Below are 20062 nucleotides of genomic sequence, written 5' to 3'. Positions count from 1 at the left end.
AGCGAGTCTCACTCTGGGTTGGCGTAGCGAAAGAGAACATCCGAGACAGAATAGAGCGCTTCCCGGCTAAACACGAGGCGCGCATCGCCGCCCTGATCCTGCATCCAGCGGCCATAAAGCCCTTCAAGCACGGCGCAAAAGGCGTGACACCAGCGCGTCTGCTGCGCCTCATCGCGGGCGACGGGCAGCGCGCGGTGGCGAAAAGTCATGCCGCTGTCGCTGGCCTCAATATCAATTACGCCCCAGTTGAAGGCGGCAAGCCTCGCGTTGATCGCCGCTTCCAGCTCACCAACGGTAGTTGATGCCATAAGCGGCATCTGCACGGCCAGCGTCTCGCCCATCTGGCGCAAAAACGGCAGGCTCTGCGCTTCGCCGACGTTTCTCACCATGCCATCGACCATCACGCTAAGCAGATCAAACCAGCCCGGCGGCGTCTGCTGTTGCTGATGCCAAGCCAGTTCAGGGGTCAAGTTGGTGGTCATTATTTATCTCCCAACATATACCGCAGCCAGAGGCCTGCGGTGCTTTCGTTATAACTGCCGAAGGTGTCGTACCCGACGTTGCCGCCCACCGACATATTTTTGTTCACGTTGTAATCCAGCCCGGCGCGGAAGTTGTAGCCGATGCCGTTTTGCGACGAGCCACGATACTGCGCCTCTTTGATAAAGCCGAGCGCCGCCAGCTGCTCCAGCATCCCCTGCGCCTGCGGAGAGGTCGGGAAGTAGTCGCTCTTATCCTGGGTGTAGGATTGATACCCCACCGCCCCGCCAAGGCGCACTCTCCAGTTATCGATCTTCTGCGTGAAGTCGACCGGCAGCGAGACGCTGACGTAGTTCTGCGGGCTGAAGTAACCCCCCTGGCCGAAGGTGAAGTAGCTGAGGTTTTTCGCGTAATCCATCCAGCTAATGCTCAGCCCGGTTTGTAGCTGGCGGAAATCATCATGCCACGGGCGTAGATAGACCCCGGCGTTAGCGTTAAGGCTGCTGTTGCTGGCGACGTTTTCGCCGAGATAGCTGTAGCCACCGCCGCCAACATAGAACCCGGCATCGCCATCATCGTAGCTCAGCTGCGCGCTGCCGCCGTTTTTGGTCACCCGACCCCAGCGTTCGCCGGAGAACTTATCCTGCAAGCCGACGTAGGAGAGCAGGCTGTCGGTCACCGCGCGGCGCTCGCCGGTGAGGATCAGCGTCAGGTAGTTGGTCAGCTTCGGCGACCACTTCACGCCGCCCACCAGCGTGCTGAGATCTTCCCCCAGCGGCGTGGTGCCGATATCGAGCTTGTAGCCCTCGCCGCTCAGCGCCATGTTCAGCTCAACACCGTTGCCGTTCTGCGCATCGGTCGAGGCGCGGATCGGATCGTTATAATTTTTCTTGTAGGTCGACTCGCTCAGGCTCTGTAAACGGCTCGAACCGAGCAGCGAGTTGAGGTTGTCGAAGCCCTCTGCGGTAAAGGGCGATAGTTTCCCGGCGTCGGCGTAGCGGGCCAGATCGGTGAACTTATCGCTGCCGTCGGTAGCGGTTGAACTGTTCGCCGTTTTAATGGAAGTCGCCAGATTGGTCGCCGCATCCGCCAGTGGGTTACTGCCGTAGCGCCGCCAGGCATCGCCCGATGCGCTGCCGGAACTGAGGGAAACCGGCGTGGCGGTCAACTCAAAGCGCGACTCGCCAAACGGCGAGCTGGACCAGGTAAGCGGCGCTTTTGCCTCCGTCAGCTTGCTGGTGCCCGTCTCGCCATCGCGCCCGCGGATCGCCACCCCGCCTTGCAACCACATGCCGGTTTTCTCGTTCATCTGCTGCATCATCTCGTCCACCTGGCGCAGGGTGCGGCTTTGCGTCGTCTCGATCGGCAGATCGGTTCGTGCGGTACCCGGCAGTTGGCTGCCCGGCTCGCGCGCCGTCTGCGCCACCTGCCACGGCATCGCTTGCCCGTAAGGCGACGGCGTTTTACTGGTGGTGGTGAAGGGGTTATCCGCCAGCAGCACGCCGCCGAGGGTTGGCGTGCCGGTGCCGTTGCTCTCCTCCAGCCCGACCAGCTTGCCGCGCGCGCTGCGTAAATAGGTCATCGCCTGCTGGTGGTTGCCCTTCGCCTCCTCCAGCCGCGCCAGCAATAGCAGGCGATCCGGCGAATTGTCGCTGCGCAGGCCGCTGGCGAGGGTTTGCGCTTTCCCGACGTTGTTCTCTGCCAGCGCGACATCAATCGCGCCGACGCGCGCCGCCTGATCGTCGCTGTCGCGGGTCATCAGGTAGTCATAGAGCACGCCCGCCTCTTTGTTCATCTTGCCGGACTGATACAGGCGCCCCATGGCGAACATCAAATCGGTGTTCTGCGGGTCGTTTTGCAATGCGCGGATCAGCGTGTCGTACGCCGCAGCGTAGTTCCCCTGCTCGCGCAGCCTGTCGGCCTCGTTGATGACATAGCCGTTGCGTACCCCGGCAAGCTGCGCTGGCGTGCTGCGCGCCTGCATCTCGGGGCTTTCAACAAATGTCTGCGCTTCGGCGTTGAGTCCCGCCTGGTTGAGCACGGCAATCTGATCGGCATAATCCCCGGCGTTGCCCTGCACGCCCTGGCGCATATTGCTGCGCACCAGGGCGACCGCCGAGGTGAGATCGCCGCTGCGCGCCAGCATACGCGCCAGTTTTCCGGCATCGACGGGGCTGGCGGGCGACGTTTGCGCCAGCGCTTTCAGGGTGTTGGCGGCAGCGGTCATATTGCCCTGCGCCAGGTAACGCTCGGCGGTGACCATCTGTAAGTTGTAGTTGGCCCGCTGCGCCAGATCGCGCATCTGCGCCGTCTGGCTGGCAGGCGAAATACGCCCCAGCAAGGCGCTGGCCTGCTGCCAGCCGCCCTGCTCACTGGCAAACAGCGCGGCGGCATAGAGCGCGCTGGCCCCTGCCCCCTGACGCTGCGCGGGCAGCATCACATTCGCCGCCTCATTTTCCTGCCCGGCCTGCACCAGCAGACGCGCCAGATCGAGACGCAGCCAGCCATCATCCGGTAAACGCGCCACGCCCTGGCGCAGCACGGCAATCGCCTGCTCACGGTTGCCGCTTGCCGCCAGCTGTTGCGCTTCGCGGCGCAGCGGATCGCCAGGCGTGCCGCTTACCGTGCGCGGTTGCAGCTTCGCCTGTAGCGCGGCGGGCAAGGTGCGCAGAATAGTTTGCGCCTCGGCGGTTTTGTTCTGTTCACGCAACACGTAGTAGAGGTTCTCCCGCGCCGGGGCGTTTTGCGGCTCGCTATTCAGCACGCCGCGCAGCGCCTGCTCCGCCTGCGGGTAATCTTTGTTCTGGCGCAGGACATCAGCGCGGAACAGCTTCGCCGCCGTGCCGCGATCGCCGTTTTGCTCTGCCAGCGGCGCGGAGATCGCCAGCGCCTGGCTGAGATTCCCCTCTTTCAGCGCCTGCTGCGCCTGAGCCAGCTGACCATAAAAGGCGGCATCTTCCGCCTGCGCGCGCCGCTCGTCAGACGCGTCGCCGCCCTGGCTTGCCGCCCGGCTCAGATACTGCGCCGCCGCCTGGTAATCACCGTTGCGCTGGGCGATATAACCCATGCCCGCCAGCGCGTCGGCATCCTGCGGGTTGGTTTGCAGCACCTGGGCAAACTGGCGCTTCGCCGCGCTGCTGTCGCCGCTGTTCAGCGCCTCAAAGCCTGCGCCCTTCGCCCGCCCGCCGATGCTTTTGCGATACCACGCCTGCATTTCGCTGTCGTCCGGATGACGCTGCAACCAGGTGTCGTAGAAACGCTCATCGCCTGCCTGCGGCGCAAGCCACAACAGCGCCTGGCGCAGCCCTTCGTCGGCCTCTTTGCTGCCGCTCGCCATTGGCTCCAGCGCCAGCATCCCCTCACGGCGCGTCGCCTCCTGCCAGGTGAGCAGTTTGCCGAGCGCGATACGCGCGGCGTTATCTTGCGGATGTTGCTCAACCAGCGCGCGCAGCTGCGCCAGCGCCTGTGGGTAGAGGCTTTTGTCGCTCGCCATGGTGAGGTAATACTCTGGCGCCAGGCTCTGCGGCGGCGTATCGCCGTTAAACAGGCCGTGCCAGGTCTCCAGCGCCGCCGGAATATTGCCGCTGCGCGCCTGCTGCCGCGCGAGGGTTAGCTGCCCCTGCGGCACCTGCGCCAGCGCGTTGGCGTTATCGAGTGCCTGCAGGCTGCCATCGGCCGGCGCGGTTTGCACCAGCCGCGCGCGCCACTGTGCAGCGCTTTTCAGATCGCCATTTTGCTGCGCCCACAGCGCCAGTAAGTAGAGCGCCTGCGTGTTGTTAGCGTCGACCATCAACACCTTTTGCAGCGACGCCGTTGCCAGATCGTCGTGGGATTTTTCATGCCAGTAGTGGGCCTGATCGAACAGCGCCTTTAATGCCGCCGGGTTAGACGCAGCCTGCGCCTGGCCGAGCGCCGCGAAGCTGAGCGCGCCGGAGAGGCAAAATAACGCGGTGACCTTTTTCATTTCTGCTTCTCCGGGTTGAGTCGTTTACGCTCGCGCTGTTTCAGGGTGCGGTAGAGCAGCCCGCCCACCAGCGCGCCCAACAGCAGGCCGAGCAGCGCCAGCAGCGCCGAGTGCTGGTTGGCGTACCAGATAATCATCATCTGCGGCGGCATCTCGCCGCTCGGGAACTGCTCGCCGACGCGGAAACTGCGCACGCCGTTCTCATCGGTGATGATTGCCGCATCGCCGCGAATCCCGGCGTTGATGGTCGCCGAGGAGAGATCGTCATGCAGCTGCGCCAGCTGGGCGTCACTGCTGCCGAGCGCCAGCACCACCAGCCGTTTGCTGCTCCACGGCGAACGGAAGCTGACAAAACCGCGCCACGCTTCGTTGGAGGAGAAGTAGCGATCCGCCTCCAGCCCGTCGGCGGCCCAGTCGCCCATCATCCAGCGCTGCGCCTTCTGCCACGCGCTGGGTTTACGCACGCCGAGCGTGCTGTCATGGGCGGTAAAGGGCGAGTCAACGAGCAGCGCGCGGTTAAATGCATGCTGATCCATGCCGCTTATCGCCAGTACATCGCGGTTTTCCAGCACTTCACGCGCCTTGTCGCCGGAGGGCATGCCGAGCAGCACGCGGTTGTGGGTTAGTGCCGTGCCGGTGGCGTTACCGGCGCGCGCCGCCATATCCAGCAGTGTCGCCAGTTGCGTTTCGCTCGGCGCGGGCGGCAGCATCAGCACCGTTTCGGCGTAGTCCGCCAGCCGGGTAAAGGGGAATGACGCGCCGACAAAGTAGGAGAGATTGGGCAGCAGCGCGAAGTGGCGCGTATGGCTGAGATCGATCCACGAATGCTCGTCGATGCGGCTCTTGATGTTGTTATTCAGCAAGGTGCTGCACGGCGCATCCGCCTTCGGCACGATATTGAAGTAGAGGGAGAGCTGGTTATCGCCATAAATCATGTAGGGCTCAAGCGGCATATCAAACTGCTCCTGGCGGGCATCGCCACCGAGCTTGTGCCACAGCTTCTCCAGCGCGCCCTGCTTGTTTACCGGCAGGTTGTGCAGGAAGGTGTTGTTAAGCGTCATGCTCAGCCACGAGCGCTCTTCATCGATCCAGCTTTCGGTCGGGAAGCGGTAACCGATATGCAGCGGAATGGTCTCGCCGTCCCACAAAAAGAGATCCGGCGCGGCGCGAAACGCAACCTGTAACGACGGGTGCCAGATGCCGGTAGCGGTCAGGCTTTGATCCTTGCGGATCAGCTCGGAGAGCATCACCGGACGATCGGTGGCGATCCAGCGCGGCGCATCATAGGGCTGGCTCAGCGGCAGCGTCTGCGCCGCGACTTCTGTGGCAGCCGTTTGCGCATTGAACTCGCCGCGTGTCAGCCGCCAGGCCGCCGCCCGTAGCGCTTCATCATCTTTGCCCACCACCAGCAGCAGCTTATAGACCGGGTTAGCCGGGTTATCGATGATCTTCAGCAGCGGCTTCTGGCTCTGCGGCAGCGTCAGGCCGCCGATCTGCTCGCCCGGGTGACCAATCAGAATGCCGTTCTTCTCTGGCAGCCGGTCGTGGTACGCGGCAAAGGCGACGCCGCGATAATCGGCCTGAATGCCTAACCATGAGGCGATCAGTGCCCCGGCGCTAAGCGCGTCAGGGCTGAGTTTTGCGGAAAAAGCGATGGCGATGGCGGCAGGTGTCATCTGCATGCTGTCGAAAAAGGGGCGCGGGAAGTGGCTGAGATCGGCCCCAATATCGAGCTGCTGTCCCTCCAGCTCAAAGCGCGAGTCCGGCAGAATGGTCACATACCTTTTGGTGTCGGCATCGCGCTGGCACTGCGCGGCATCACCGCCGTTGATTTTGAAGCTGAGGTTATTGCTGGAGACCATCAGCGCCGCCGGGACATCAAGCTGGTAGCGGGCAGTATCGCCTTCGACAGCGCTCAGCGGCACGGTGCCGAGCGGTTGCCCGTTCAACATCAGTTGCAGCGTGGCGTTCGCCGCCGCCAGCGCCGGGGAGATTTTCAGGTTCAGCGCCAGCCGTGCGTTAGTGACTACCTGATCGATCGGCAGCGTGAAATCGACGCCGCCCTGGAACTGGCCGCCGCTGAGCGTCAGGCCCTGCGGTTGGCCCATCTGCGCTAACGACACGCTCTCGACGCGCGAGGGGGCAAAGGCGGAAACCGCAGGCAGCAGCGCGTCAACGGCCGTCGGCTCGCTGTGCAGCGGCGCGACAGCCAGCGCGCTCGCCAGCAGGGTAAGTAAGGTGAGACGTTTCATACCCGGCTCTCCTCCTGCACTTTTTCGGCGCGCAGACGGCGGTTTTCACGCCGCGAACGCCAGGTGAGCCAGAAGAGGTCAAAGACGCAGCGCACAATGGTCAACATCGAGCGGAACGGGTTGTCCTGCGGCTTCGGCGGGTGGATCCACGCATCGGCACGCGCCAGCACCACGCGCACCAGCTCGCGGCGGCGCGCCAGCGGAATATCATTGAACATCAAGCGGATGGCGTTCTCATCGCTGGCGACGGTCTGTACCGGCAGGGCAATCGCCCCGGAGTGAAGTAGCAGTTCGATCTCCTCGATCTCATCCTTTAAGTGTCGATCGTCCGGGGCGACGATGCGGCAGCCGCCCATCGACAGATCCGCCGTCTGGCTGCGGGAGACAATGCCGCTGGCGTAGTGGATCAGCACCGGGATTTCGACCTCGATGCGGATGGTTTTACGGGTTTGCCGCGTTTCGCGTGCTACCGCAATCGCCGCCAGCAGGAAGATAAGGCTGTATAACCCCCAGCCGACGTTGAGGGCAATGACGCGCGGATCGACGCCGAAGTAGTCGTGGGCGCAGGCGCGGACAATCCCGGCAATCACCCCTGCGCCAAGCAGCAGGGCGATAATCAGGTGCGGACGCACAACGCTGAAGTCGAAATAGCCGACGTTGAGCAGCCCGCCTTTGTCGGTAACGTTGAATTTGCCGCGTTTCGGAAACAGCATGGTGACCGCCGTCGGCAGCACAATGTGGAAGGCGAGCACCAGGTCGTAAATCTCGCCCCAGAAGCTGTAGCGAAAGCGCCCATTCAGCCGCGAGTTAACATACACCGCGAGAAAGAGGTGCGGCAGCGCATAGGCGAAAATCAGGCTCGCCGAGGAGTGAATGATGTTGAGGTTAAAGAGTAAGTAGGCGAGCGGCGCGGTTAAGAAGGCGATGCGCGGCAGGGCAAACTGGTAATAGAGCATCGCGCTCAGGTAGCAGAGCCGCTGTTGCAGGGTCAGCCCGCGCCCGAGCAATGGGTTGTCGAGACGGAAGATCTGCGTCATGCCGCGCGCCCAGCGGGTACGCTGAATAACATGCAGCACCAGCCGCTCCGTCGCCAGACCCGCCGCCAGCGGGATATCAATAAACGCCGAGCCCCAGCCAAGACGCTGCAACTTGAGCGCGGTGTGGGCATCTTCGGTCACGGTTTCGACCGCAAAGCCGCCAATCTGATCGAGCGCGCTGCGGCGAATCACGGCGCAGGAGCCGCAGAAGAAGGTGGCGTTCCAGTTGTCATTCCCCTGCTGGATCGGGCCGTAGAAGAGCGCCCCTTCGTTGGGAATATTGCGCCCGACGGAAAGATTGCGCTCGAACGGATCCGGCGAGTAGAAGTAGTGCGGCGTCTGCACCAGCGCCAGCTTAGGGTCTTGCAGAAAACCACCGACGGTGGCCTGTAAAAAGATGCGCGTCGCCACGTGGTCGCAGTCAAAAACACAAATTAACTCGCCGTGGGTCAGCTTCATCGCATGGTTGAGGTTGCCCGCTTTCGCATGGGCATTGTCATTACGCGTGATGTAGCCGACGCCGACATCGGCGGCAAATACCGCGAACTCGCTGCGTTTACCATCGTCGAGCAGGTAGATCTTAAGTTTATCGCGCGGGTAGTCGAGGCACTGCGCCGCCAGCACCGTGTCGCGCACCACCTCCAGCGGCTCGTTGTAGGAGGGGATATAGACATCGACCGTCGGCCACAGGCTGGTGTCATCCGGCAGCGGCACAATGTCGCGCTTCAGCGGCCAGGCGGTTTGCAGGTAGCTGAGCAGCAGCATCACCCAGACATAGACTTCAGCCAGGAACAGCCCCATACCGAGCAGCGTTTCAATTTCTGAGTTGAAGTGCAGCGTCTGGGTCAGACGAAAGTACATGTAGCGAGTGGAGAGCAGCACCGACATCGCCACCATCACCAGCGAGACGCTGCGCTTTTTACTGATCGTACCGGCGATAAACAGCGCGCCGATGCTGATAAGGCCGAAAATGTACTGCTTCTGGCTATCCATCGGCGTGATGATCACCAGCAGGGCGAGAGGCAGCATAACCAGCGCCAGCAGGAGAGAGAGGATTTTTTTCATAGTTGTCCTGACGCTTAAAGCCCCGACATGCGCGGCGAGCTGTGCAGCGTGCCGTCGCCGATGTTGATGCCCAGCATGCCAGCGGCGCGTTTGGCGATAAGCTCAATATCAAATGCCGCAGCGGAGGCCGGGCTGAAGTCGAACACCGACTGCTGTGAAGCGTTGGCTTCCACCACGCTTTCGTCGCGGTGCAACACGCCGAGTAACTGGTTGCCGAGGCGCTGCTCCATAAACGCGGTGACATCGCGGCTGATTTGGCGGCGGTTATCGCTCTGGTTGAGCACCACAAAGTGGCCCGCTTTATGATTCAGCGCTTCTCCGGTGAGGCGGTGGTTTTCAATCTGCGGCAGCAGTGAGAGCGAGGCGCTGTCCGCCAGCAGTGGAATCAGGTGCAGATCGGCATGGCGCGACAGGGCGGTTAACGCCGCCGAAGGGCCTGTCGGGAAGTCGGCGACAATAATCAGCCCCGGATAGTTAAGCAGCGTGTTCAGCCCGCGGGTGAGGAAGTGTTCGTCATGGGTGAGGCGCTCTTCAAAGTCGCGGCGCTGCGCGTCGGTGGCGTCGCCATAGGGCAGGACAAAAATATTGCCGCCAGCGGTGAGGACAAACTGGCTCCAGTCGGAGGCATCCGCAGCGCGGGCGACGTAGCCGCGCGTGTCAGAGAGCGGCACGCCGAAGTGCAGGCGCAGGCTGTTTTGCACGTCGAAATCGAGCGCCAGCACTTTGCTACCGTTGCGGGCCAGCGCATAGGCGAGGTTCGCCGCGAGGGTCGTTTTCCCTGTCCCGCCTTTCGGCGAGCAGACACAAATCAGCGGCATGCGGCAATCCTTTCTAGCAACGGTTGTAGAGGCTGGTTTTTCTGGCTGCGCGGTTTGGTCTGCGAGGGTTTCGCGGCAAACAGTTGGTCGTATTGAATGCTGGCGTCACGCGGTGGCGGTGCGGCTGAACGCTGCGCGGGAGAGCGCTCGGGTTGGCTGGCATTCGGGACTGGCGGGGCGCTTATTTGCGCCTCAGAGACGAAGCGCTCGCTATCAACAGGTTGTGGAACAGAAGAGGCGACATGCCCGCCCAGCGCCAGCCCGGCATTATCATCGGCGGGTGCCAGCTGGTTGAGGATTGCCCAGTTGCCCTGGTCAGCGGCAAGGGACTGGGTAGAGAGGTCTTTGAAGGCGTGATGCTGTTTGCCGCTCTTCTCCCTGAATCTCTGCAAATCATCATAATGCTTCATGGTTGAATCCGTGATTTACGCAATAAACGAGTACTCCCCACCACCAGGAGAGGCTCTTCTGCCACGCGTAGGGTGATGAATGTTTTTATTGGCGGTGCTTTTTATGAGGGTACAGGTGAATGAAACGGCGATGACCTGCGGCCTGCGGTTGCGCTAGTAATTTTAGTGATGCTAATTCGCGCTTTAACTGGCACTAAATATATAAACAATGCTGCTGTTTGCATCTTTTTTTTTAGGCACGAAGAGGGACGACAGCGTTAATCGCTGACAATAAATAGACGAGCGATATTTATACCAATACCAAAGGTAAATCAGATTATTTAAACAGCGCTTATTGGCGAGAAAAGAGCATAAACAGAATAATGCAGCACGAAGAGCCTCTGAAACCGCGTAGGCCTGATAAGCGAAGCGCCATCAGGCATTTTCTCCGCGGCACCGATTGCCGGATGGCGGCTACGCCTTATCCGGCCTACAAAACCGCGACAACCCGTATCACATCCCCCGGCATTGATTGCCGGATGGCGGCTGCGCCTTATCCGGCCTACATAGAAGAAGTCGCTGAAACGGCGTAGGCCGGATAAGCGGTACGCGCCATCCGGCAATGTTTCAGCGACATCGATTGCCGGATGGCGGCTGCGCCTTATCCGGCCTACAAAAACGAGCCTAAAGCGACACATTCATTTGATTTAATCTCGGTCTTACAGCGAGGGGTTGTGTCCCCGCTGAAATCGGCGAACCGAAGCGGGAATGACAAGGTCTGGACGCCATGGATGGCGGACAGAGGCGAACCGAGACAGGGAGCGAGTCCCGGAACGGGCGAGCAGGTCGAGTCGAGCCGGCCGCAGTCAGGCGCGCGGGAGGTGAGCGCAGTGCGCAGCACCGATTTCCTTGCGGGGCCGCGGGGATTGACAAGGGGAGCGCGGCCGCTTCCCTTGTCCCGTTCACCGCACAGATGATTTATGAGGATCCCGTCCCCATGGTGAACGGAACCCTTCCACCAATGCCACATACCAGGCCTATTGCCGGATGGCGGCTTCGCCTTATCCGGCCTACGGAGCAACCTACACCTGCGGGATCTCGCGATTCTCATCCTTATCCACCGCAAAACAGGCCACCAGCTGACCGTTGTAATCCTTCAACTGCGGCTGCAACTGCGTGCAGGGGCCGAAGCGACGGCTACAACGGGCATTAAAGGCACAGCCCGGCGGCGGGTTGAGCGGGCTTGGCAGCTCGCCGGTGAGCTTGATGCGCTCGCGGCGATCGTCCGGATTAAGCCGCGGGGTCGCGGAGAGCAGCGCCTGAGTGTAAGGATGGCGCGGGTTGGCAAAGATCTGCTCTTTGCTGCCCTTCTCCACGCAGCGGCCGAGATACATCACCATCACCTCATCAGCAATGTGCTCCACCACCGACAGATCGTGCGAGATAAAGACGTAGGAGAGCCCCAAATCCTGCTGCAGATCCATCATCAGGTTCAGCACCTGCGCACGCACGGAGACGTCGAGCGCCGAAACCGGTTCATCGGCGATTACCACGTCCGGGTCGAGCATCAGGCCACGGGCAATAGCAATACGCTGACGCTGACCGCCGGAGAACATATGCGGGTAGCGGTCGTAGTGCTCGGTTTTCAGCCCCACTTTCGCCATCATCGCCAGCGCTTTCTCGCGGCGCGCCTCTCTGCTGAGCGAGCTGTTAATCAACAGCGGCTCTTCGAGGATCTGCCCCACTTTTTTACGCGGGTTCAGCGAGCCATAGGGGTTCTGAAAGACGATCTGGATTTTCTGCCGACGCAGCTTCTGCGCCTGCGGATCGTGCTTAAGCAGATCCTGACCCTGGTAGTAGAGCTCGCCGCCGGTCGGCGTTTCAATCATCGTCAGCAGGCGGCCAAGCGTTGATTTGCCGCAGCCGGACTCGCCGACCACCGCCAGGGTTTTGCCGCGCTCCAGCGAAAACGAGACGCCGTCCAGCGCTTTAACCAGGCGCTCCGGGGCAAAAAAGCCCTTCTTCACCGGGTAGTGTTTTTTCAGGTCGATCGCCTGCAACAGCGGCTGCTGCGAAGTGGCCTCATGCGTACTCATAATTCGGCCTCCCGGCATCATCGAGTGGGTAGTGACATTTGGACTGGCGGCCGCCGTCGACGGTGTTCAGATCCGGCTCATCGACGCGGCATTTGTCCGTTGCATAGGGGCAGCGCGGGTTGAGCAGACAGCCGCTCGGGCGGTCATATTTCCCCGGTACTACGCCCGGCAGCGACGCCAGACGCGCTTTGTCCTGGGCAAACTCCGGCAGCGCGCGCAGCAGCGCCTGGGTGTAAGGGTGACGCGGCGCGCGGAAGATATCCCGCGATTCGCCCGCTTCCACCACCTGGCCTGCATACATCACGATGATTTTGTGCGCCGCTTCCGCCACCAGCGCCAGATCGTGCGTAATCAGGATCAGCGCCATGTTCTTTTGCTGCTGCAACTCCAGCAGCAGTTCGATGATCTGCGCCTGAATGGTAACGTCGAGCGCAGTGGTCGGTTCATCAGCAATCAGCAGCTTCGGCTGGCAGGCAATCGCCATCGCGATCATCACGCGCTGGCTCATACCGCCCGAAAGCTGGTGCGGGTAAACATCCAGCCGCGAAGCCGGGTCGGGAATGCCGACCTGGTTGAGCAGGTCGATCGCCCGCTGGCGGCGGGTTTTCTTATTGCCGCCCTGATGCACTTTGATCGCTTCCATAATCTGGAAACCGACGGTGTAGCAGGGGTTAAGGCTGGTCATCGGATCCTGGAAAATCATCGCCACTTCCGAGCCGACCAGGCTGCGGCGCTCTTTCTCGGAAATCCGTTTTAAATCCTGACCGTTAAACTCCAGCTTCTCTGCCATTACGCGGCCGGGGAAATCAATCAGCCCCATGATCGCCAGCGAGCTGACCGATTTACCGGAGCCGGATTCGCCAACGATGCCGATCACTTCGCCCTGGTTTACGCTGTAGCTAATGCGGTCTACGGCGCGGAACTCGGCACCAACGTCGCCGAAGTGCACCGATAATTTATCTACATTTAATAACGCCATCTCGAACCTCTTACTGCTTCAGTTTGGGGTCGAGCGCATCACGCAGTCCGTCACCCATCAGGTTAAATGCCAGCACCGTCAGCAGGATCGCCAGACCCGGGAAGGTCACGACCCACCAGGCACTCTGTGCGAACTGCAACACGTCGGAGAGCATGGTGCCCCACTCCGGTGTTGGCGGCTGCGCACCCATGCCGAGGAAGCCAAGGGCGGCCATATCGAGAATGGCGTTAGAGAAGCCGAGCGATGCCTGAACGATCAGCGGCGCAAGGCAGTTCGGGAAGATATTGACGAACATTTGACGCATCGCGCCTGCTCCCGCCACGCGGGAAGCGGTCACATAGTCGCGGTTCACTTCCACCAGCACGGCGGCGCGCGTCAGGCGCACATAGTGCGGCAGGGCGACAAAGGTTAATGCCAGCGAGGCGTTAACGATCGACGGGCCGAAGATCGCCACCAGCACCAGCGCCAGCAGCAGGCTCGGCAGTGCCAGCATGATATCGACGACGCGCATGATGATGTTGTCGATAAGCCCGCCAAAGTAGCCCGCCACCAGGCCGAGGATAATCCCGGCAACCAGCGACAGCGCCACCACCAGGCAGCCAACCAGCAGCGAGAGGCGCGCGCCGAACATCAGACGCGACAGCGTGTCGCGGCCCACATCGTCGGTGCCGAGGATATGCGTCCAGGTGCCGCCATCCTGCCAGACCGGCGGTGCCAGCAGCGCATCGCGGAACTGATCCGCCGGGTTATGCGGCGCGATGAAGTTGGCGAAGATGGCGATAATCAACATCACCACGACGTAGGCCAGGCCGACAACCGCGCCTTTGTTGCGTTTGAAGTAGTGCCAGAACTCCTGCAGCGGCGTCATCGGCACCGGTGCAGAGACAACTTTATTTTCAGTAACTTGTGACATGATGGCCCCTTACTTCTTATGCCGAATACGCGGGTTCACCACGCCGTACAGCAGGTCGACCAGCAGGTTGACGAGGATAATCATCGTCGCGACCAGCAGCACCCCGCCCTGCACCACCGGATAGTCGCGGCGTTGCAGTGCATCAATCAGCCAGCGGCCAAGGCCCGGCCAGGAGAAGATGGTTTCGGTCAGGATCGCGCCCGCCAGCATGGTGCCGACTTGCAGACCGATGACCGTTACCACCGGCAGCATCGCGTTGCGCAGCGCGTGGACGATAATCACCCGCATACGGGTCAGCCCTTTGGCGCGCGCGGTGCGGATATAGTCTTCGCCCAGCACTTCCAGCATCGAGGAGCGCGTCATACGCACAATCACCGCCAGCGGAATAGTGCCGAGCACCACGGCCGGCAGGATCATGTGCGCGACGGCATCGATAAAGTTGCCCTCTTCGCCCCAGATGGCGGTGTCGATCAGCATAAAGCCAGTGAGCGGGTTGGTGTCATCAAGGAACACCATATCGCTGACGCGCCCGGAGACCGGCGTCAGGTTTAGCTGCACCGAGACCAGCATAATCAGCATCATGCCCCACCAGAAGATCGGCATGGAGTAGCCGGTCAGCGCAATGCTCACGGCGGTGTGATCGAAGATGGAGCCGCGTTTGACCGCAGCGAGTACGCCCACCGGAATGCCGACGGCAACGGCGAAGATCATCGCGCAGACGCCCAGCTCCAGCGTGGCTTTAAAGCGCGGCACGAATTCGTCCCACACCGGAAGACGGCTCTTCAATGAGAGACCTAAATCGCCGTGCAATACGCCCCACACGTAGTGGACATACTGTTCCCACAGCGGCTTGTCGAGACCGAGCTCGGCCAGCAACTGAGCGTGACGCTCAGGGGAGATACCACGCTCACCCGCCATGATCATCACCGGATCGCCGGGGATCATATGAACAAAGGCAAAGGTGAGAAGGGTGATACCGATAAACGTCGGGATAACTAACCCCAGACGTCGGAGGATGAACTGCAACATAACCCGGATTCTCAGTAGTGACGCGACGCCTGGCGACGGCACGTCTGTATTGCTCACAAATGTATTTCCACTCTTATTACAAGAGGGAACAGACCTCTCCCCCTCTCCCAGCGAAGAGGGGGAGATCAGGCATTTTACTTATTATTCGACAGAGACGTTTTCGAAGTGGTGTTTGCCTAATGGATCAACCACATAGCCTTTCACCTCTTTACGCACTGGCTCATAGACGGTGGAGTGCGCGACGATCAGCGCCGGAGCCTGGTCATGCATCACTACCTGCGCTTGTTTGTAGAGCTCAATACGCTTGTTGTGATCGTCAGTGGCGCGCGCCGGCTGAATCAGATCTTCAAACGGCTTGTAGCACCAGCGAGAGTAGTTGGAGCCATCTTTCGCTGCTGCGCAGCTGAACAGGGTGGCGAAGAAGTTATCCGGATCCCCGTTGTCGCCGGTCCAGCCCATCATAACGGCCTGGTGCTCGCCCGCTTTCGCACGCTTGAGGTATTCGCCCCACTCGTAGGTGACGATTTTGGCCTGTACGCCCACTTTCGCCCAGTCAGACTGAATCATCTCAGCCATACGGCGCGCGTTCGGGTTGTACGGACGCTGTACTGGCATAGCCCACAGCTCAACGGTGAAGCCCTTCTCATGACCGGCTTCTTTCAGCAGTTGCTTCGCCTTCTCCGGATCGTAGGTGTAGTCTTTAACGTCGTCGTTATAGCCCCACATGGTCGGCGGAATCAGGTTTTTCGCCGCAACGCCCGCGCCCTGATAGACCGCTTTGATGATCGCTTCTTTGTTTACCGCGTAGGTCAGCGCCTGGCGCACTTTCACATCATCAAACGGTTTTTTCTCGGTGTTGAAGGACATGTAACCGACGTTCAGGCCAGCCTGCTCCATCAGGTTAATGTTTTTGTCCTGTTTCATGCGCGCGATGTCAGCCGGGTTCGGGTACGGCATCACCTGACATTCGTTTTTCTGCAGCTTGGCGTAACGCACGGAAGCATCCGGCGTGATGGAGAAGACCAGGCGATCGATCTTCGGCTTGGTGCCCCAGAAGCCTTCAAACGCTTTGTAGAGAATGCGCGAGTCTTTCTGGTATTGCAGCAGCTGGAACGGACCGGTACCGATTGGGTTGAGGTCAACTTTGTCCGGCGTACCGGCTTTCAGCATGTTGTCCGCGTACTCTTTGGAGAGGATGGAGGCGAAGTCCATTGCCAGGTCAGCGAGGAACGGCGATTCCGGGCGCGTCAGCACGAATTGCACGGTGTGATCGTCGACTTTTTTCACTTCGCTAATCAGATCCGGCAGACCCATGCCTTCGAAGTATTCGTAGCTGCCGCCAGAGATTTTATGGTACGGGTTCTGGGCGTTTTTCTGGCGATCGAAAGAGAACACCACGTCATCGGCGTTGAATTCACGCGTCGGTTTGAACTCTTTGTTGTCCTGCCACTTCACGCCTTTACGCAGGTGGAAAGTGTAGGTTTTGCCGTCTTCGCTGATGTCCCACTTCTCCGCCAGCCCCGGAATTACTTCCGTGGTGCCGGTTTTGAACTCAACCAGACGGTTATAAATTGGCACAGAGCTGGCATCGTAAGTGGTACCAGAGGTGAAAAGCTGTGGGTTAAAGCCTTCGGGCGAACCTTCAGAACAATAAACCAGGGTTTTAGCCTGCACGCTTGCCGCGACGGTCATGGCCACCAGGCTAAGACCGAGCTTCAGCATCCCTGACTTCTTCAAGGAAATACTCATTGATTCTGCTCCAATGTGATATGTGTTGTTACCCATGCAGTGGGTATGTCCGACAGGCCTTTTTTAGTTTTTTACCCGGTCTGGTCGGTTGTGCCCGCAGGCGTTATGAGAGATGGGGATTCCTTTCACAAGGTTGACTGAGTTGCAGTACAGATTCTCCATGAAATGCCCCTCATGCCCTACAATCTGTCAACAGAATGTCAAAACGTCAATACAGGTAACCGGGATTTACAACGACGGTGAGAATCGGCAAACAAAGTTAAAAAAAAGTTCAAGCCGCCATATTCAGCAGGGAAATTTATGCTAGTGGCGCGGAAGCAGAATATTCCCCTTATAAAGTGCCATTACCCAGTGATTAACATTCATGCAGATTATGAAAAATTTCTATCACAATGATGATTATCTGAGCGGTATATCCCGCGAACGTTAAAACGCACAGCGCAAAATGCTGACTTTATCCATAAGCAACGCGAAAAAAGATCGTTAGATATATAAATAAATACGATGGAATATCGCAAAAAATAGCCGTCAGGCAGCGGGAAGCAGGGATAAGAGGAATTTCAGCGGGTTTTGGTTTTTGCCGGATGCATTGGCTGCGGAATCGATGGTTTGCCGGATGGCGCGTAAACGCTTATCCGGCCTACGGGCACGCTGGAGCCGGGACCGAAAATTTGCTGGATCGCGTAGGCCTGATAAGGCGAAGCCGCCATCAGGCAATTGTGCGGATCCAAAACTTGCGGACGCAGAAAGCAAAAAACCCAACCTTGCGGTTGGGTTTTTCTAAATTTGGTCGGTGATAGAGGATTCGAACCTCCGACCCCTTCGTCCCGAACGAAGTGCGCTACCAGGCTGCGCCAATCACCGAATGCGGGGCGCATCTTACTGCCGCCGACATGCCCCGTCAATCCTTTAATCGAAAAAAGCTAACTGACTGGCGAGAAAGCCAGCAGCGCCGTTACTTCGCGGCCTGCGCCGGTAGACGGCACCAGTTGTTATTCTCGTTAATGCCACCGTCTGGTGAGGTATAACCGAGGCAACCCATTATGGTGTCGTACAGCTCAACGTGGCGGCGCGGCGTTTTATAGGCCGCCTGCTGCTTAAGCTGCGCCAGCATCTGCGCCTTCTGCGGGTCTTCAAGGTATTTATCAGACATCCACACCATCATCGGCACGCGGAACTGCTCCGGCGGTGCCATATGGCGCGGCGTGCCGTGCAGGTGCTCCTGCTCGTTGATCGACTCGCCGTGATCCGCTGCGTAGAAGACAATCGCTTTGCGGTCGCGCATCTTATCGATCACGCTATCAATAAAGTGATCGACATAGGTCACCGAGTTATCAAAGGAGTTAATCATCTCCTCTTTACTGCACTTGCGATCCACGCCCATACACTCCGGTTTCCACTGCGCGAAGCTGCGCGGGTAACGCTGGGTGTAGTTAAAGTGTGACCCTTTGGTGTGGAGAATAATCATATGCTTACCGTTGGCGTTATCCGCCAGCGAGCGGTCCATCTCGTCGACCAGCAGCATGTCATCAACGTGCTTGCCACGGTTGCGCGGCTCGGCACCAATCTGCTCGCGGTAGGCGATATTGTCCGCCATGGTGTTGCTGTAGAACCACATTTCGCTCTGCATAGCGTAGAGATCGCTGGAGAAGCCAAGCTGCTTAAGCACCGCGAAAATATTCTGCTCTTTCAGCGTACGCTGCGGGTTGGTCTCCGCGCCGCCTTCGCGCACAAACATACAGCGCAGCGAAAGCTTCGTCGCGGTATCGCACGAGTAACCGCGGAAGGCGACGAGGTTCTTCTCCTGCGCCAGCTTCGGCGTCGTGTTGCGTTCATAGCCGAGCATGCCCATATGGTCCCAGCGCGTGGTCTCGCCGATGATAAACACCACCCAGGTATCATCAATATTCTTCGGCGCGACGTAGGTAAACTTCGTCGCCGGGTTCATCAATGAACTGTTGTCTGAAGACTCATCGACGCGCGCCCAGGCATAAAGCCCCAGCGCAGAGAGCCAGTTGGAGGGCAGATAGGAGTTAGCAACCACGCCGCCGTAGCTTGGCAGGTCAACGCCCGAAGCGCGCTCGGTCTGCTTCTGCTGCACATCCATCAGGCGAATCGGCCCCCACACCAGCAGCCCGGCTAACACCACCAGCCCTGCGCTGCGGATGCGCGCGCCAGGCTGACGTAGCTGGCGCAGCAAGGTATCGCGGCAGCGGTTGTGCCAGATAAAGAGCAGAGGGAGCGCGCTCACCGCCACGATCCAGACGAACAGCTGCCAGCCCACCACCTCTTTGGAGAGGTCAATATCCGTGGTCATCACCGAGGCGATAATGCCGTAGCCAATCACCACGTTAAGGAAAGTCATGTAGTAGCTGGCGGCGGCCGAGAAGACCACAATCAGCGAAGTCAGAATACGCCAGACGCGTCGGCCAAACAGCGACAGGACACGTAGCAAGAAGAAGGTGACCAGCACGGTCGCGACCAGCTCAACGGCAGCGGAGAGCCCTTTTAGCGGGGTGAATGCGTGCGCGTAACCATCGAACCGACGGTAAAACACAGCGCTATTCATAAACAGGCCGATATACAACGCAAGCAGGAAGCTCAACTTCTGCTGGGTTATCGTTTTGATATAGTTCATGCAAGCAGCTCAAAAAAGAGGAAAAAGCTCCTGAAAGCGAGAGTCATTCACGCGTCAGGCTAAACAATTGCGAAGGAAGTTAATACGTGAAACTTCTGAAGCGCGCTAAGTAGACCATAGCGGCAGAGAAAAGTGTCAATGAGAGATGAGATTCGGCCATATATTTACAAAAAATAGATGGCCGATGACAAAAAATGTTAACCGCGATAGGTTATCAGGAGGTAATTACATTGAGTTTTACATCAATGTTACCGCGGGTGGCATTGGAGTAAGGGCAAACAATATGCGCCTTTTGCACCAGCTCCTCCGCTTCTTTGTGATCCATGCCCGGCAGGTGGATATCCAGCTGCGCTTCGATACCAAAACCGGTCGGCAACGGCCCAATACCTACCTGACCTTCAATGTAAGCCTCCTGCGGCACTTTCTTCTTCTCGGTCGCCGCAACGTGTTTTAGCGCGCCAAGGAAACAGGCCGAGTAGCCCGCTGCGAAAAGCTGTTCCGGGTTGGTCACTTCACCGCCAGGGCCGCCCATCTCTTTCGGCACGCCCAGTTTGACATCCAGCACCCCATCAGAGGAGGTTGCACGGCCATCGCGTCCCCCGGTTGCTTTCGCTTTAGCACGGTAAACCACTTTCTCTAAAGACATTTGTGAC

Annotated in this window: 13 protein-coding genes and 1 tRNA gene; all 14 read right to left on the bottom strand. The window is 59.5% G+C overall.

Translation table 11 applies throughout. The features are described from left to right. Nucleotides 1-8: 8 nt before the first annotated feature. The 14 genes from bcsD to EH164_RS00855 all read right to left on the bottom strand — a co-directional run bounded on the left by bcsD (nucleotide 9) and on the right by EH164_RS00855 (nucleotide 20055). Entirely contained in the window at nucleotides 9-485 is a 477-nt protein-coding gene (gene bcsD, locus EH164_RS00920; RefSeq protein WP_241175059.1) for a cellulose biosynthesis protein BcsD, read from the bottom strand. Continuing rightward, nucleotides 482-4444 (bottom strand): cellulose biosynthesis protein BcsC, encoded by a 3963-nt coding sequence (locus tag EH164_RS00915; protein ID WP_124967038.1) that lies wholly within the window; start codon nucleotides 4442-4444, stop codon nucleotides 482-484. Before EH164_RS00915 ends, bcsD begins: the two co-directional genes overlap by 4 nt. After that, nucleotides 4441-6696 carry a cellulose biosynthesis cyclic di-GMP-binding regulatory protein BcsB gene (gene bcsB, locus EH164_RS00910; protein ID WP_124967037.1) on the bottom strand — a complete coding sequence of 752 codons (2256 nt, stop codon included), beginning with the start codon at nucleotides 6694-6696 and terminating at the stop codon, nucleotides 4441-4443. The genes EH164_RS00915 and bcsB overlap by 4 nt, the downstream gene beginning before the upstream one ends. Further along, nucleotides 6693-8798 carry a UDP-forming cellulose synthase catalytic subunit gene (gene bcsA, locus EH164_RS00905; RefSeq protein ID WP_124967036.1) on the bottom strand — a complete coding sequence of 702 codons (2106 nt, stop codon included), beginning with the start codon at nucleotides 8796-8798 and terminating at the stop codon, nucleotides 6693-6695. Before bcsA ends, bcsB begins: the two co-directional genes overlap by 4 nt. A gap of 14 nt (nucleotides 8799-8812) precedes the next feature. Further along, nucleotides 8813-9616, bottom strand: a complete 804-nt coding sequence (bcsQ, locus tag EH164_RS00900; protein WP_124967035.1) for a cellulose biosynthesis protein BcsQ — start codon at nucleotides 9614-9616, stop codon at nucleotides 8813-8815. Beyond that, nucleotides 9607-10026, bottom strand: a complete 420-nt coding sequence (bcsO, locus tag EH164_RS00895; protein ID WP_124967034.1) for a cellulose biosynthesis protein BcsO — start codon at nucleotides 10024-10026, stop codon at nucleotides 9607-9609. The genes bcsQ and bcsO overlap by 10 nt, the downstream gene beginning before the upstream one ends. Before the next feature lie 1061 nt (nucleotides 10027-11087). After that, nucleotides 11088-12101: a dipeptide ABC transporter ATP-binding subunit DppF gene (gene dppF / locus EH164_RS00890; RefSeq protein WP_042713255.1), complete on the bottom strand. Its 1014-nt coding sequence runs from the start codon at nucleotides 12099-12101 to the stop codon at nucleotides 11088-11090. Next, nucleotides 12088-13080 carry a dipeptide ABC transporter ATP-binding protein gene (dppD, locus tag EH164_RS00885; protein WP_042713256.1) on the bottom strand — a complete coding sequence of 331 codons (993 nt, stop codon included), beginning with the start codon at nucleotides 13078-13080 and terminating at the stop codon, nucleotides 12088-12090. The genes dppF and dppD overlap by 14 nt, the downstream gene beginning before the upstream one ends. 10 nt (nucleotides 13081-13090) lie before the next feature. Then, on the bottom strand, nucleotides 13091-13993 hold the full coding sequence (gene dppC / locus EH164_RS00880; RefSeq protein WP_054802687.1) for a dipeptide ABC transporter permease DppC: 903 nt from the start codon (nucleotides 13991-13993) through the stop codon (nucleotides 13091-13093). A gap of 9 nt (nucleotides 13994-14002) precedes the next feature. Further along, nucleotides 14003-15022, bottom strand: a complete 1020-nt coding sequence (gene dppB, locus EH164_RS00875) for a dipeptide ABC transporter permease DppB (RefSeq protein ID WP_042713258.1) — start codon at nucleotides 15020-15022, stop codon at nucleotides 14003-14005. A 141-nt stretch (nucleotides 15023-15163) separates the two neighbouring features. Then, entirely contained in the window at nucleotides 15164-16771 is a 1608-nt protein-coding gene (gene dppA, locus EH164_RS00870) for a dipeptide ABC transporter periplasmic-binding protein DppA (protein ID WP_042713259.1), read from the bottom strand. 787 nt (nucleotides 16772-17558) lie between these two features. Further along, nucleotides 17559-17635 (bottom strand) — tRNA-Pro (locus EH164_RS00865). Between the two features lie 91 nt (nucleotides 17636-17726). Then, a complete protein-coding gene (gene eptB / locus EH164_RS00860) occupies nucleotides 17727-19409 on the bottom strand; it encodes a kdo(2)-lipid A phosphoethanolamine 7''-transferase (protein WP_124967033.1) in 1683 nt (560 codons plus the stop codon). Between the two features lie 214 nt (nucleotides 19410-19623). After that, nucleotides 19624-20055 (bottom strand): organic hydroperoxide resistance protein, encoded by a 432-nt coding sequence (locus EH164_RS00855; protein WP_124967032.1) that lies wholly within the window; start codon nucleotides 20053-20055, stop codon nucleotides 19624-19626. Nucleotides 20056-20062: the final 7 nt, after the last annotated feature.

The organism is Kosakonia sp. CCTCC M2018092 (assembly GCF_003864115.1).
Lineage (GTDB): Bacteria > Pseudomonadota > Gammaproteobacteria > Enterobacterales > Enterobacteriaceae > Kosakonia > Kosakonia cowanii.
Note: the sequence above shows the minus strand (reverse complement) of the source record. Positions and strands in the feature narration are given on the sequence as shown.